This is a genomic window from Acetobacterium sp. (assembly GCF_030652775.1).
In the GTDB taxonomy this organism is placed as follows: Bacteria; Bacillota; Clostridia; order Eubacteriales; family Eubacteriaceae; genus Acetobacterium.
On the sequence record NZ_JAUSPS010000095.1, the window covers coordinates 25,878 to 40,361 of the forward strand.

Sequence of the window (14,484 nt, forward strand, 5' to 3'; positions counted from 1 at the left end):
ACCCTTACTTATTATGAATTAGTGAATTTTCGTGATGGACTTAATGCTTTTTTCTTGACCCGTTTAATGGTCTTTTGATTTTTTGTCGGCACCTCGATTTTGGTTTTTAATAAATTCTTTTTATAAAGGATGAATTTACTACCGATGGTACAAACAATATCAGATTTTGTGGCTGTAGCTAATTCCCGAGCCACATTATTGACATCTTCCAGAGAATTATTCTGAACTTTTCCCTTGATCAGTTCCCGGGCAATGATGGCATCCCTGGTCTGCACGATGACTTGTGGGGTGATGCCTTCTTTGCCGATGAAAATGATATCGGGAATATCCATGGCAAGCTTTCTTAAATAACTTCTTTGTTTACTTGTTAACATTTTTTCTCTACTTTCTACGACGCTATTATAACATATAATAAAGCGGGAAATCTATTTAAAATACTCAAATTCGATCTCTTCCAGTTGAACCACATCTTCATCCTGAATGCCCATTCTTTCCAATTCTTCAAATACGCCTTTATCTTTTAGAACCCGTTGGAAGAAGCCAATGGAATCCAAATCTTCAAAGTTAACCGAAGTAATCAGACGCTCCAGGAAGGCACCCTTAACGACAAATAAGTGATCGAATTTTTCAACGGTGAATTGTTTTTCTTTAAAGTCTGGAGTGAAGATCGTTTCTGCTTCGGGTTCAAAGTCAAAGATCGGTTCAACTTCGCCAATTTCATCCAGCAATTGAATCGTCCGGCTTAACAGTTCGTTGAGCCCCTGACCGGTGACAGCGGAAATGACAAAGACTTCATAGCCTAACTTTTCCAATTCAGCTTTTAACTCATCCGTTTCCGCAAGTTCAGAAAGCAGGTCAACTTTGTTCAAGGCGACGATCTGAACCCGTTTTGCCAACTTTTCGTTGTATTTTTCCAATTCATAATTGATCTTTTTAAAATCATCCAAAGGCTCCCGACCTTCACTGCCTGAGGCATCGAGAAGGTGAATCAGAAGTTTGGTTCGTTCCACGTGTCGGAGGAACTGATCCCCCAGTCCGGTTCCCTCATGGGCACCTTCGATCAAACCGGGAATATCGGCGATTACAAAAGGATCGAAATTTCGCCATTCGACCACACCCAGATTGGGCACGATGGTGGTAAAATGGTAATTGGCAATCTTGGGTTTAGCTTTGGTGATAACCGATAAAAGAGTTGATTTGCCAACATTTGGAAAACCAATCAGACCCACATCGGCCAGCAGTTTCAGTTCAAGAATAACGGTGCGTTCCTGACCCTTAACCCCGCCCTGGGCAAAACGAGGCGCCTGTCTGGTGGCGGTTGCAAAATTCATATTCCCACGACCACCCCGGCCACCTTCGGCCACCCGGTATTTTTGACCGTGTTCAGAAAGATCGCAGATGATCCGTCCGGTCTCTTTATCCTTAATAATGGTTCCCACAGGTACTTTGATGATCAGATCTTCGCCGGTTTTACCCGTCGATCGGCCGCCAGTACCGTTTTCGCCATTTTCCGCTTTGTGTTTTCTTTTATATTTAAATTCCATCAGGGTCCGAAAGCCGTTGTCGGCCATAAACACAATATTGCCGCCATGCCCTCCGTTACCGCCGTCAGGACCGCCATTGGGAACGTATTTTTCGCGACGGAAACTCATCCCGCCGTGTCCGCCGTTGCCAGCCTTCAGAATAATCTCTGCTTTATCTACAAACATTGCTACCTCGCTTTTTTTATGGTATCTACCCAAACAACAAAAAATAAAACCTCTTATCTTGTAAAAACGAGCATAAGAGGTTTTATGGATGTATTATTTTGTCACTGGAAAACTAGATGGCTTCCCGAGGATAAATACTTACTTGTTTTTTATCTCTGCCTTTTCGTTCAAAACGTACGATACCATCTTCTAATGCGAATAATGTATCATCTCCGCCTTTTCCAACGTTAGTACCTGGGTGAATTTTTGTTCCTCTTTGACGAACAAGAATATTTCCTGCTAGTACGAATTGACCGTCTCCTCTTTTAACTCCAAGACGTTTGGCTTCACTGTCACGACCATTTCTTGAACTACCAACCCCTTTTTTATGGGCGAATAGTTGAAGGTTCATTTTTAACATGTTGTTCACCTCCTATTTATATACTTCTTCAAACTGGATATAGTCTCCATAAGCTTCCTTGATCCCCCGGATTCCCAGGAGATAGGTTGAAATGAGGGTATCTGTTTTCATCTTCATTGGATCATCTGTGATTTCGGGAATGGTAAAGCGGACATAGCCTTCTTCAACCACTTCGCCTAGATCTTTCCGACCAAGAATTTCAGTGAGTCCGTTTAAGATGCTGATGGTTAAAACCGATACAGCAGCACAAACGATATCCTCGCCATGATCAGCAAAACCGGCATGACCAGATACAATTATTTCATTTGCTTTATTATTCTTTCCTTGAATCTTTACTGAAATCATAAAATGTCCTAGGCTTGGATGCCAGTAATTTTAACTTTCATGAATGGTTGTCGATGACCTTGTTTTTTACGATAATCTTTTTTAGATTTATACTTGTAAATAATAACCTTAGGTCCTTTTGCAACTTCTAAAATTTCAGCTTTAACAACAGCATTTTCAACCACTGGAGTACCAATGATCATTTCGCCATCTTTGTTGACTGCTAAAACTTCAGTAAAAGTAATTTCTTTTACATCTTCTTCTGTGAAATTGATTTTTTCAATTTGAATAACATCATTTTCTTGAACGCGGTATTGTTTACCACCTGTTTTAATAATTGCATACATGATTCTACACCTCCTCATACCAGACTCGCCACAAAAGGTGCTTTCGACTTAAAACCTTGTGTGTGCGGCTACATAACTTTATAAATATTAACATGCTCAGCTCTTAAAGTCAACCAAAATAATAATAATCAAAGACTATCGATGATTTTTTAAATTTCTTAAATCTTTTCATTTTTAGGTGGTTTTTCAGGATAATTGGGTATAATAGTACCAAATGAGCTTTAGGAGGAAAATGAAATTGCAAAAAAGCATGCCTAGAATAAAGATTGTGGCCGTCGTTTTACTAATTATTCTGGCGATGGGATTTATTATCTATAATTTTTATCCAAAGATTAATCAAACAATGCAAAAGGATAGAATTATTGCCGTTGCCAAAGAAAATCATACCGAAGTTGCCGATCGTATCGATTTTAATGCCTTACTGACGATCAATCCCGATACCATCGGCTGGGTTCAAATCAAAGGAACCTCGTTAGAGTACCCGGTTACTCAAACCGATAACAATGATTTCTATCTGTCCCATAATTTTTTAAAGGAAGCATCCTTTGAGGGGGCAATTTTCCAGGACTACTTAAGCGATCCCGTCACGACCCGGAATCACGTCCTCTATGGTCATTATATGTCCGATGAATCGATGTTTGGGAGTTTGTGGAATTATCAGGATCAGGCCTATTTCAAGCTCCATCCGGTGATTCAGTTTGACCAGCCCGGGAATCCCGGTGATTGGGAAATCTTCTCGGTTTATATCACCGAAGCCGAATACGATTATCGCCAGCCCAGCTTCGCCAATGATACCGATTTTATGAACTATATGAATCGGCTGAAAGCCCGGTCTCTGTATGACACTGGTGTGGTCGTTTCACCAACTGATGAAGTACTGACCCTCTCCACTTGTATTTACACCTTTGATGATGCCCGCTTTGCCGTTCATGCCCGAAAAATAAAATAAACGTAAAAGTGTCCGCAACTTAGACATCATTTATCGTGATGCTTATCTGCGGACACTTTTTTTAATGATTTCACTCTATCATCGACTATTTGTTGTCAACAACAGCTTTCTTTCCCAGTTTTCTTAATTCCCGCTCTGGCTTGATTACTTTCTCTTCATAATCAAAACATTCTTTAGCAATGACATTGCTTAAAACAAGCAGCGAAATTAGATTTGGAATCGCCATCAAACCATTCATTGTATCTGAGAAATCCCAGACAATCTGCAACGCAGTGGTGGCTCCAACAAAGGCAACCAAACTATAAAACAACCGATACACTTTTACTGCGATCGGTGCTTTGATTAAATATTCCAGTGATTTTTCGCCATAATATTCCCAGCCTAAAATCGTCGAGAAGGCAAACAGCATAATCCCAATGGTGACAATGTATCCACCGATGGGTCCAAGCGCTGATTCAAAGGCGGCAATGGTCAAAGATGCACCGCTGAGTAGTTTTCCTGCTTCAGTCATCGTACCCAGCACTCCAGATGAGGCAATAACCAAACCCGTAATCGTACAAACGACCAGAGTGTCAAAGAAAGTTCCAGTCATATTGATATAACCCTGTCGTGATGGATGATCGGTTTTGGCCGCAGCCGCAGCAATTGGTGCCGAACCTAAACCCGCTTCATTTGAGAAAACACCCCGAGCAACGCCCCAACGCATGGCGCTGAGCATGCTGGCAATCACGGTACCGCCGACACCGCCGGCGACAGCCATCGGTGAAAAGGCCATCGTAAAGATCTGGGCAATCCCTGCTGGTAGATTTTCAAAATTAATAATAATAACTAATATCCCAGCAACAAAATAAAATATCGCCATAAATGGCACAATTACGCCACAAACCCGACCGATGCTTTTGATCCCGCCTAACAGTACAACAATAGCCAGAATCGTAATCACTGCTCCGGTAATCCAGGTTGGGATCCCAAAGGTTCCTAACACCGCCCCGGAAATGGAATTTGCCTGGGTCATGTTACCGATTCCAAACGATGCAACCACCGCAAAGGCAGAGAACAGCACCGCCAGAACTGATCCGATGGTCTTGTTCTTGAAGCCATTTTTCATAGCATACATCGGTCCGCCGGCCATTTCGCCTTCGGCGTTTGTTTCCCGGTACTTAACCGCCAGAACACTTTCACCGTATTTTGTCGAAAGACCAAATAAGGCACTTATCCACATCCACACTAACGCCCCGGGTCCCCCCAGTACCATGGCTGTGGCTACCCCCACAATGTTGCCTGTTCCAATGGTTGCCGCCAGCGCCGTCATCAAAGACTGGAAGGGTGAAATATCACCACTCGATTCTTTTTTTGATGGATCCGGTTTGGCAAAAACCGATTTCAACGCATAGCCCAAGTTTCGCCATGGCAAAAACTTCAACCGAATTGTCAAAAAGATCCCGGTTCCCATTAGTAAAGCCAGCATTACAGGTCCCCAAACAAAATTGTTGACAGCTGCAATAATTTCAGAAAAATTCATCTTAACCCCCTTAAAAATATAGTGGGATCATTTTATCACTATTTTTCTCACTTCACAATACTAAATTGACCTAAACTGATTAATGACAAGTATTTACCGTCAACAGATCATGTTCCGGGTCAAGAGGTAAATATTCTCATTATTTGAAGATGTTTTTACCAACCCAGGAAAAATGAAGCTTACTTTAATAGCTGTATTGAGATGGATCTAGACAACCGGGCTGATCAGGGAAGCAAACACTTCATAGGTTTGTGGTTCAAACCACAGTTTTAATTCAACTAATAATGATTCGTTTGAATCGCTGCAATGGATCAGGTTGTAGCAGCACCGTTCTTCCCGGTCAGCATTCTCAAAGGAATCTGTTCCCAAATCACCTCTGATTGTTCCCGGCTCGGCCTTGGACGGATCGGTGGCGCCGGTCAATTCCCGGGCATTAGCAATGGCATTTTCGCCAACCTGACTGAGAATAATCGGAATCATCGCTTTACCGACAAAAGCGGCAATGGCCATTTTTTTAAAGGACTCACCCAGTTTCTCAACCACGTGGGCATAATGGGTTAAGATTAAATTTTCATCACTGCTCTTAAATCCCATCATCTCAATCTGGAACCCCTTCTCAATAAATCGGCGGATGGTCGGTTCCACTAACTCTGCTTCCAGGGCGTCCGGTTTCATAATAATTAAAGCGTATGTTCTCATCATAATCCTCACTTTCAGGGTTTTATTAGAACTATTTTACAGCGATCGGGTGAATAAAACAACTATCAAGAGATAAGCACAGGTAAATAAAATTACAAAAAACGCTGAAGCCGATCCCGCATCACTATGCAGAACCGGCTTCAGCTTTTAACTTCTGATATCATTCCTTTTGGACTCACCCCTCTCAATTTATCAAAAATCTTCTTTTCACTTTTCACAAGTAATAAACACTTAACCTGGGAAACTTTATATTCAGAAATTTAAATCTGTTTTACAGCCTGGAATCTTATCCATTTCTACGGGTTGTTTTCCATTCTATTTCCTATTTATTTGTTAATTGAAATCTCCTGTCAGGTGGATTATTATCTTTGATCCATTATTCGTATTTATGGCCACATCATTTTGTACTGTTAAATATTTGATGCTCTTTTCCCATAATGAAAATACCGATCTCTGATCAATCACACAATGATTTTCTGCAGTCTAACCATTTAGCCAATTGACTCTGGTAGCTGTTGCATCTCAGGAGGTGACAAGTGATAAAACTTAATTAATCATCCGGTATCGTGTCAAATTTTCATTTCTAACAGATCACCGTCTTCCGTTAATCTTTATCAGCAGTTAAGGTTTATTTACTTTTCAATGACCGTGTCAGTCAATCTGGAAAAGGATTGATTTGATCTTTGATTTAGCTAAATTATAGCACGTTTTTTTTAAATGTAAAGGCTTTTTTTGTAAACGTTTTTATTCCTTATGTAAACCTTAAGCATCGGCATTAATCAGCAGTTTCTCCCGGTGGATCTCAATGGTGGGGTCAATTAGAAATACCGCACTATTTTGATTATTGATACTCTCTAAAACATGTTCCGGCTTAACACATTGTTGCTCAATATAAACCAGGGTCATCTTGACATTAACCTTGTCTTTTTCCGGGTCAGCAAACACCGAAATCGATTCGATAAAGGGCCGAATATCTTTTTCCACATATTTCCCTTTTTTATTTCTTTTCTGCATCAGAATCTGGGGCAGTGCCAGATATGAATGGAGGGATTCGGCCAATTCGTTTAAATCTGTTCCCTGGACGATTTTGATGCGAATTCGATAGATGCTTTTGCTCAGCGCTGCCGACAACGATCCGACCACTTCGCCACAAATTTTGGCAGAGATGATTTCCAGACCATTGGGCAGCACCTTATTCATCCGGCTGATAAATGTTTCCACATCGACGTCCTCTGACACGATCACTTCGCCGTATTCTCCATCACTGGTCAAGCCCACGGACATTGCCAGGGCGAATGACATTCGCGGATGGGGATTAAAACCCTGGGAATATTCAACCGGCATATTAGCCCGGCGAAAAGCCCGTTGAAACAGGCGCTGCTGATCCAAATGGGATAAAAAACGCAGCGGTGTCGAGCGCTTAAACTGATATTGAATTTTAACCATTGCATTTCCAGCCTTTCTTGAATTCCATAATTCCGCAATTTGAGCAGTTTTCCGGGCAGAAGGGCGTTGTTACCGCAGCCTCGGCTTTTTCGGCCTCGGTTTTTAAAAATTTCTTAGTGACCCCAGTATCAATAAAATCCCAGGGTAGGATTTCGTCGTAGTCCCGGTTTCGCAAGGCATAGAACTCCGGATCAATCCCCGCTTCGGCAAAAGCTTCGGTCCATTTCTGGAGATCAAAATATTCACCCCAACCATCAAAGCGGCAACCCTTTTGATGGGCTTTTTCCAGCACCAAACCCAAGCGGCGGTCACCCCGGGCGAAAACAGCTTCCAGAAAGCTGACCCCGCTATCGTGCCAGCTGTAGGAAATCTTGCGATCTTTAATGCTGGCTTTTAAGTGGCGCTGTTTGTTTTTAAATTCTTCCGGAGTGTTCTGTCCCATCCACTGGAAAGGAGTGAAGGGTTTCGGTACAAAAGAAGAGGCACTTAAAACGACCTTCAGACTTTTGTTTCGGGACTCTCGATCAATTTTATAGTACTCATCAACGACTTTTTGACCCAGATCAGCAATCCCTTCGATGTCTGCCAGGGTTTCGCCCGGCAGACCAATCATAAAATAGAGTTTGACGTGTCCCCAACCCTTTTCAAATGCGGTTTTAACGGTATCCATCAGGTTTTCCTCGGTTACGCCCTTATTGATGACGTCCCGCATCCGCTGCGTTCCGGCTTCTGGCGCTAGAGTTAACCCGGCTTTCCGGACTTTTTGAATTTCTTCCAGCATCTCAATGCTTAAGGAGTCGATCCGCAGCGATGGCAGCGAGATACTGACTTTGCCAACTTCAGCATCACAGACCAGGTTTTTAATCAGGGCTTCAATTTCACTGTAATCTCCAGTGCTCAGGGATGACAATGAAACCTCATCATAGCCAGTGGATTCGATCAGGGCTTTAATTTTTGTCTGAATCGTTGGCACGGTTTTTTCCCGGGTGGGACGATAGATCATCCCGGCCTGGCAAAAGCGGCAACCCCGGCCGCAACCTCTGAAAATTTCGTAGCTGATCCGGTCATGGACGGTTTCGGTATAAGATACGACGATTTTATCCGGGAAGTACGCCTGATCCAGATCTTCAATAAATTGTTTGCGGATCGTGGCCGGTGCTGCTTCGATAATCGGTGAGAATGCGGTAATCACCCCGGACTTTTGATCATAGCTGACCTCATAAAAAGCTGGGACATAAACCCCTTCAATAGTGGCCGCCATTTTCAGAAAGTCCTGACGGTTACCACTGGTTTTTTTCCACTCACGGTGGGCGGCCATGATTTTCAGGATCACCTCTTCCGCTTCACCGATGACAAAAATGTCAATAAAGTCGGATAGCGGTTCGGGATTATAGGCACAGGGACCCCCGGCGATCACAAAGGGCTCAGCTTCTTTTCGCCGGGTACTGCGCAAGCTGATCTTTCCCAGTTCCAGCATATTTAAAATATTGCTGAAGCTCATTTCATATTGCAGCGTAAATCCTACAAAATCGTAGTCGTTTAAGGGCATCATCGATTCCAGTCCATACAGGGGCAGATCATGTAACCGCAATTGTTCTTCCATATCTACCCAAGGAGCAAAAACCCGCTCACACCAGATATCTTTTTCTTCGTTAAGTAATCCATACAGGATTTTCATGCCCAAATGGGACATGCCCACCTCATAGGTATCCGGGAAGGCAAAGGCAAAGCGAATCATCTCCAGATTCGGGATCTTATGGACCGCATTCACCTCATTGCCAAGATAGGTGATTGGTTTTGTGACCAGGGGTAAAATATTTTTTTCGATATAATTATTCATTCATTTCCTCATATTTATAATTTTTTAAAAGTCTGCCTAATTTTGGCACACCTTATCTTACATGATTCTTATCGGCTTGTACAGTCCCCGCACCAGAATAAATATTCACCGTTTCAGCTAAGCTCCGGTCATTATTCGAAAAGGCGCATTTGATAAACGATATCAATTGTGATAGACTACACCCTGTTTGAAAATTTTGAGTCAGGTTTTGCGAAGGTGCCACGAGTTCTGTGTTTAAATTTTCGCATTTATCTGAAATTTTATGTTCATGAAAGGAGAAAGAATTGTTTGAAACAGTAGATGTGGGCTTTTTGTCCATCATTCCACCCATTATTGCCATTGTTTTGGCTTTGATTACTAAAGAAGTTATTTCTGCTTTGCTGATCGGAATCCTCTCCGGAACGCTGATTTATGTTGTTAGCAGTGGCGGCGGAGGCCTGATTGAAATGGGTACGGTGGCTTTTGGTTTAATCGCCGAAACCGTGGGTCAACCGGGTAAATTCAATATCATCCTATTTTTGGGTCTGCTGGGGGCCCTTGTTTATGTTGTGACCATTGCCGGCGGTTCACGGGCCTATGGCAACTGGGCTGCGACCAAGCTTAAATCCCGACGCAGTGCCCAGCTGGCCACCAGTGTTCTGGGTATGATAATTTTTGTCGATGATTATTTCAACTGCCTCACCGTGGGCACGGTCATGAAGCCAGTTACCGACAAATATCAGATATCCCGGGCCAAGCTGGCCTATATCATCGATTCCACCGCAGCGCCAATTTGCATTATCGCGCCAATTTCCAGCTGGGCGGCGGCGGTCGGCTCGACACTTTATGAAACCGGGGCGTTTCAAAACGAACTGAGTGCCTTTATCGCAACGATCCCCTATAATCTCTATGCGTTGTTAAGTATTTTGATGGTCATTATTCTTTCGGTAACCAACCTCGATTTCGGACCGATGGCCCGGGTTGAAAAGCGGGCCATCGAAACCAGCGAACTGGGGGCTCTGGATACCGAACTGGAAGAAAAAATTCTGCTGGATGGCAAGGGCACAATCTGGGATCTGATTATTCCGATCTGTTCGCTGATTGCCTTCTCAATTCTATCGATGCTCCAGAACGGTGGCTACTGGTCCGGCGAAGGCTTGTCCTTGTCGGAAGCTTTTGGTAATTGCGATGCCTCTGCGGCTTTAGTGATGGGGGCCTTTTGGGCGCTGGTAGTGACCTTCCTGCTCTTTGTTCCCCGGAAACTGATTGACTTCAAAACCTTTATGGGTGGCATCGGGGAAGGAATTAAAACGATGGTCCCTGCTTACATCATCCTGACCCTGGCCTGGACCATCGGGGCGCTGTGTCAGGATCTGCTCGGTACCGGCCTCTTTATTGGCGAACTGGTCAAAACCAGCAGTATCCCGGTGGGTCTGATTCCAGCGATGATTTTTCTGGTCTCGGCGCTGTTATCCTTTTCCATTGGCACCGCCTGGGGTACCTTTGGGATTTTTATTCCAATTGTCGTGATGATTTCCCAATATACCGCACCGGAACTGATGGTTGTAACCTTATCTGCGACTCTGGCTGGCTCGGTCTTTGGCGATCATTGTTCACCCATTTCGGATACCACCATCTTATCCTCCACGGGAGCCGGCTGCGATCATATTCAGCACGTCTCAACCCAGATGCTTTATGCTGTACTGGTCGCCACCTGCAGCTTTATCGGTTATCTAGTGGCTGGTTTGAGCTATGGAAATCTTGTGTTGACCTGGGTTACCTCGGTGGGACTGCTGATTATCTCCCTGATCGTATTCCATCGGATTTCCAAATCCAAACTCGATCAACTGAATTTTCCCAACTTAGATTAATACCTTTAATTCCAAATGTCCGCCATTCTACGAATCAGAATGGCGGACATTTTTATTTTTGCTTCAGGACTGCTTCCAAATCAGTTCACCTTTTCGTTGCTGAAATGATTCATTAATCATATCATTTTCGGCTATTTCTTCCAGATATTGATGGATCCGATTGACCAGATCCGGGCTTTCCGATACCAGAAGCTCCCGGATGTAAATTCCCTTGGCTTTTACTAGTGAAAACACCCGGTGATGGATACCCGTTTCATAAGTCAGTTCCGGGAAAACACCCTTTGTCCATAAAATGTTGAAAATATAGTTCAGCTTGTTAAACTGACGGATATAGTCTTGGTCAGTTAGGCTGTACAGCTTTTCTTTGAGGCTGCTATGTCGTTCTACAAAGGCAGACAAATAGCAAAAGCCCCGGGAGCAGTCAATCATTTTATAGAGATGATCCGGCCCATTAATGGCTGGTGACATACTGGCAATGACCAGATCAAATGATTGATTACAGTGAAAGCTATCCCAATCCGAGTGAATAAACTCCGTGTTTTTCAGACCTGCAGCGGCGGCATTTTCGATGGCATGGCTCAGCATGTTTTCGGAAAAATCCAGACCCACTACTTTTTTTGTTTTTTTCCCCAGTTCAACCGCAAATTGTCCAGAACCACAACCGATATCCAATACGGTTGACTCATTGTTGATGATCCCTTTATCGATTAAGGTCTGCACCTTTTCTTTGCGATTTAACTGGGCGCTTTCGGTTGATAATGAAAGGTTGTATTCTTCTGCCCGAAAGTCCCATAACTCCACCGTTGGCTCTTTTTTCTGGTTATCACTTAACCAAAGTTCCTCAAAATATTGTGAATTCAAGTCCATTCTATAAACATACTCCTTTATATTATAAATTCAATCATCGATTAATAAAAAACAATCCAGCCAGACAAAGGGCGATTCCCACCAGATGATTGGTGGTCAACACCTCTTTGTAAAACAGAATACCAATCGGGATTAGTAGAATTGCCAAGGAAATGTTGGCTACCAGTGATCCCAGACTGATATTCCAGCCGGCTCGGTAGGCCGTAATATAACCAAATTCCAAGGCTACAACTGATATTCCCAAGGCATAACTGGTCCAGTTGAGCCGTTTAAATGATTGGACGATTCCTTCGTCTAAACCATTGGTCAGCATCAAAATCAGTGTCAATAGCGCCGCCACCAGATAGGTGACCAGCAGAGATAAAAACGGATTGGCTATTTCCGGGGTCGATTTGGTGCAGATATTATAAAACACATTAGCGGTGACAATCAAGATAATCGGCAGATAGTAGGTTGTTTCATTCACAGCTGAAAAGCACTCCCCTTTCGATTTCTACGGTTTTTAGATCACAAGCATGGCAGGCTTCCGTTTGCCTGCCATGCTGCTTAGCATCATCCCTTTTTTATCCAGGCACGCTTGAAATCCTTTTTTAATGTCTGAAAATCCCGATAGGGATTTTCAATATAAAGCAGGCGTTCGATAACGTTGCGTTCTTCTTTTGTTAAAGCCAACTGGGAAATGCAAAAGCTTTTGGGTTCGGTTGTCATTTCCTCACAGTTTGATGCCAGGCGCAAAAACACATCGCCACTTCCCCAAAAGTCCGGGTCAAAGCGACTGTGAAATCGCGGAACATTTCTAGCCGAACCAAAATCAATGAGCGACAATTGCTCACCCGTCCATAAAATATTGTCGGTTTTAATATCGCGATGACTGATTTGCAGCCCCGATAGATAATCCTGTACCGCAATTAATTGCTCCATGATGGCCGTGATTTCGGTTTTATTAAAGGCATGATCCCATTCCAATAAATTTTCCAGTGACTGCCCCGGCATTTGTTCCATTACCAGTCCATAAAAACCGTCCCGATCAAGCACTTGGATCAATTGGGGAATGGCCGGATGGTCAATTTTTTTTAGATATTTGCTTTCCAGAGCCAGTTTTTCTTTGCGGCGCTTGACATCATTGGGATAAAAAACTTTTAAGACATAGTGAGCAGTATCTCGGGATACCAGATAAGCAGTTCCAAAACGTCCCTGCCCTAAGGTCTTAATCAGCCGAAAGCCATCACGAGCAAGTGTTCCTCGGAGGGTTCCGACACGGCTACCACTCAATCTCATCAACCGATAAGGGTTTCTCATTGAGATAGCTTTTCTGAACCTGACCATTTTTCATGATAATGACCTTGTCAGCCATGGGCGTTATGGCCTGATTATGAGTGATCAGAATCACGGTCATATTTTCTTTATGGCTGGTTTCCTGGAGCAGTTTTAAAATATTTTTTCCGGTATTATAATCAAGGGCTCCAGTGGGCTCGTCACAAAGCAACAGCTTCGGCCGTTTGGCCAAGGCTCTAGCTATGGCCACCCGCTGCTGCTCGCCCCCGGAAAGTTGGGAGGGAAAGTTTCCCAGCCGTTCTTCCAATCCAACGCTTTTTAAGACCGTTTCGGCATCCATCGGATCACGACAGATTTGGGTCGCCAACTCGACATTTTCAACAGCGGTCAGATTTTGAATCAGATTATAAAACTGAAAGACAAACCCGGTATCATAACGCCGATATTCCGCCAGCTCGCGCCGACTCAGAGCCGCCACATCTTTCTCACCGACAATCACCTGACCCTCATCGCAGTTATCCATCCCCCCCAGAATATTAAGAACCGTTGTTTTTCCAGCCCCACTGGGTCCAACCACCACCGCAAATTCGCCTTCATCAATAAAAAAATTGATCCCATTGGCGGCATTGATCGTCACTTCACCCATATGGTAACGCTTGTGGACATCTTTAAATTCAATAAAATGTTTCATCTTTTTAGTCCTTTTTAAGTTAATAGAGGAATCGCTCCTCACACAGGTTATTTATACTGCTATCAGTATAGCGAATAAAACCCAGAAAAGCCAGTTTAGCTCGAAAAAAAAGAAAGGTTTCCCTTTCTTGAGGTTGTCGATAAACTACCGTACCGACCAATTGTTAATCTGTTGTTCGCTGCGGAATCGGACACTAATAAGAAATAAATTTCTTATTAGTCGTGGGCAGTCACTAACTACAAGCAAGCTTGTGATTGGCTCGTTGCCTTCACGCAGGTTTATCAACCTGTTCGCTCCGATGCGTACAACATGATGTAACAATTGTCGGTACTGGGTTATCTTTTTGATGGTTTTAAGAAAGGCCACCTTTTCTTTTCGGTTATTTTTGGGCTGGTTCCCATTTGCAACGCACCGGGGAAACAATGGCTTCTTCTTTTTTTAGCTGCTTAAAGGCTTTGTCCACTTCTTTGCGATCAACCTTCAAGGCTTTTTCGACTTCACCAGCAGTCATCGGTGATCCATGCTGTTCCATACAAGCTAAAATTTTTTCCTTAAGTTCCATAAT

The 14,484-nt window shown here is 43.4% G+C and carries 16 protein-coding genes; 2 read left to right on the forward strand and 14 right to left on the reverse strand.

The window, feature by feature from the left end; all coding sequences use genetic code 11:
* Positions 1-11: 11 nt before the first annotated feature.
* From Q7J41_RS16565 to rplU, 5 genes are all read right to left on the reverse strand, one after another.
* Positions 12-374, reverse strand: a complete 363-nt coding sequence (locus tag Q7J41_RS16565) for a YhbY family RNA-binding protein (protein WP_304889548.1) — start codon at positions 372-374, stop codon at positions 12-14.
* A 51-nt stretch (positions 375-425) separates the two neighbouring features.
* Positions 426-1,709, reverse strand: a complete 1,284-nt coding sequence (gene obgE, locus Q7J41_RS16570; RefSeq protein ID WP_304889549.1) for a GTPase ObgE — start codon at positions 1,707-1,709, stop codon at positions 426-428.
* A gap of 112 nt (positions 1,710-1,821) precedes the next feature.
* Positions 1,822-2,109, reverse strand: a complete 288-nt coding sequence (rpmA, locus tag Q7J41_RS16575) for a 50S ribosomal protein L27 (protein ID WP_014356380.1) — start codon at positions 2,107-2,109, stop codon at positions 1,822-1,824.
* A 12-nt stretch (positions 2,110-2,121) separates the two neighbouring features.
* Entirely contained in the window at positions 2,122-2,454 is a 333-nt protein-coding gene (locus tag Q7J41_RS16580; RefSeq protein WP_304889550.1) for a ribosomal-processing cysteine protease Prp, read from the reverse strand.
* A gap of 8 nt (positions 2,455-2,462) precedes the next feature.
* Positions 2,463-2,780 carry a 50S ribosomal protein L21 gene (gene rplU / locus Q7J41_RS16585; protein WP_026393229.1) on the reverse strand — a complete coding sequence of 106 codons (318 nt, stop codon included), beginning with the start codon at positions 2,778-2,780 and terminating at the stop codon, positions 2,463-2,465.
* Between the two features lie 232 nt (positions 2,781-3,012).
* On the opposite strand from rplU, the gene srtB reads away from it, so the two are divergent.
* Entirely contained in the window at positions 3,013-3,729 is a 717-nt protein-coding gene (srtB, locus tag Q7J41_RS16590; RefSeq protein ID WP_304889552.1) for a class B sortase, read from the forward strand.
* 85 nt (positions 3,730-3,814) lie between these two features.
* Here the strand turns inward: srtB and Q7J41_RS16595 are convergent, their stop codons facing one another.
* From Q7J41_RS16595 to Q7J41_RS16610, 4 genes are all read right to left on the reverse strand, one after another.
* Complete coding sequence (locus Q7J41_RS16595) at positions 3,815-5,251, reverse strand: sodium:alanine symporter family protein (protein ID WP_304889553.1); 1,437 nt, start codon at positions 5,249-5,251, stop codon at positions 3,815-3,817.
* Positions 5,252-5,458: 207 nt separating this feature from the next.
* The gene (locus Q7J41_RS16600) at positions 5,459-5,953 is read right to left on the reverse strand and encodes a nucleoside-diphosphate kinase (RefSeq protein ID WP_304889554.1); all 495 of its coding nucleotides are present in this window, start codon (positions 5,951-5,953) and stop codon (positions 5,459-5,461) included.
* 759 nt (positions 5,954-6,712) lie between these two features.
* Positions 6,713-7,396: a TIGR03936 family radical SAM-associated protein gene (locus Q7J41_RS16605; protein WP_304889555.1), complete on the reverse strand. Its 684-nt coding sequence runs from the start codon at positions 7,394-7,396 to the stop codon at positions 6,713-6,715.
* Positions 7,389-9,236, reverse strand: coding sequence for a TIGR03960 family B12-binding radical SAM protein (locus Q7J41_RS16610; protein WP_304889556.1), 1,848 nt, complete (start codon positions 9,234-9,236; stop codon positions 7,389-7,391). The genes Q7J41_RS16605 and Q7J41_RS16610 overlap by 8 nt, the downstream gene beginning before the upstream one ends.
* Before the next feature lie 284 nt (positions 9,237-9,520).
* Here Q7J41_RS16610 and Q7J41_RS16615 point away from each other — a divergent pair, with 284 nt between their 5' ends.
* Positions 9,521-11,086, forward strand: coding sequence for a Na+/H+ antiporter NhaC family protein (locus Q7J41_RS16615; RefSeq protein WP_304889557.1), 1,566 nt, complete (start codon positions 9,521-9,523; stop codon positions 11,084-11,086).
* Between the two features lie 63 nt (positions 11,087-11,149).
* Here Q7J41_RS16615 and Q7J41_RS16620 read toward each other — a convergent pair whose 3' ends face one another.
* The 5 genes from Q7J41_RS16620 to Q7J41_RS16640 form a co-directional block, all read right to left on the reverse strand.
* Positions 11,150-11,953, reverse strand: a complete 804-nt coding sequence (locus Q7J41_RS16620; protein WP_304889558.1) for a class I SAM-dependent methyltransferase — start codon at positions 11,951-11,953, stop codon at positions 11,150-11,152.
* A gap of 34 nt (positions 11,954-11,987) precedes the next feature.
* Complete coding sequence (locus Q7J41_RS16625) at positions 11,988-12,419, reverse strand: EamA family transporter (protein ID WP_304889559.1); 432 nt, start codon at positions 12,417-12,419, stop codon at positions 11,988-11,990.
* An 86-nt stretch (positions 12,420-12,505) separates the two neighbouring features.
* Positions 12,506-13,225, reverse strand: coding sequence for a protein kinase family protein (locus Q7J41_RS16630; protein ID WP_304889560.1), 720 nt, complete (start codon positions 13,223-13,225; stop codon positions 12,506-12,508).
* The gene (locus tag Q7J41_RS16635) at positions 13,215-13,919 is read right to left on the reverse strand and encodes an ABC transporter ATP-binding protein (protein WP_304889561.1); all 705 of its coding nucleotides are present in this window, start codon (positions 13,917-13,919) and stop codon (positions 13,215-13,217) included. The genes Q7J41_RS16630 and Q7J41_RS16635 overlap by 11 nt, the downstream gene beginning before the upstream one ends.
* A gap of 379 nt (positions 13,920-14,298) precedes the next feature.
* The gene (locus tag Q7J41_RS16640) at positions 14,299-14,481 is read right to left on the reverse strand and encodes a transcriptional regulator (RefSeq protein WP_304889562.1); all 183 of its coding nucleotides are present in this window, start codon (positions 14,479-14,481) and stop codon (positions 14,299-14,301) included.
* Positions 14,482-14,484: the final 3 nt, after the last annotated feature.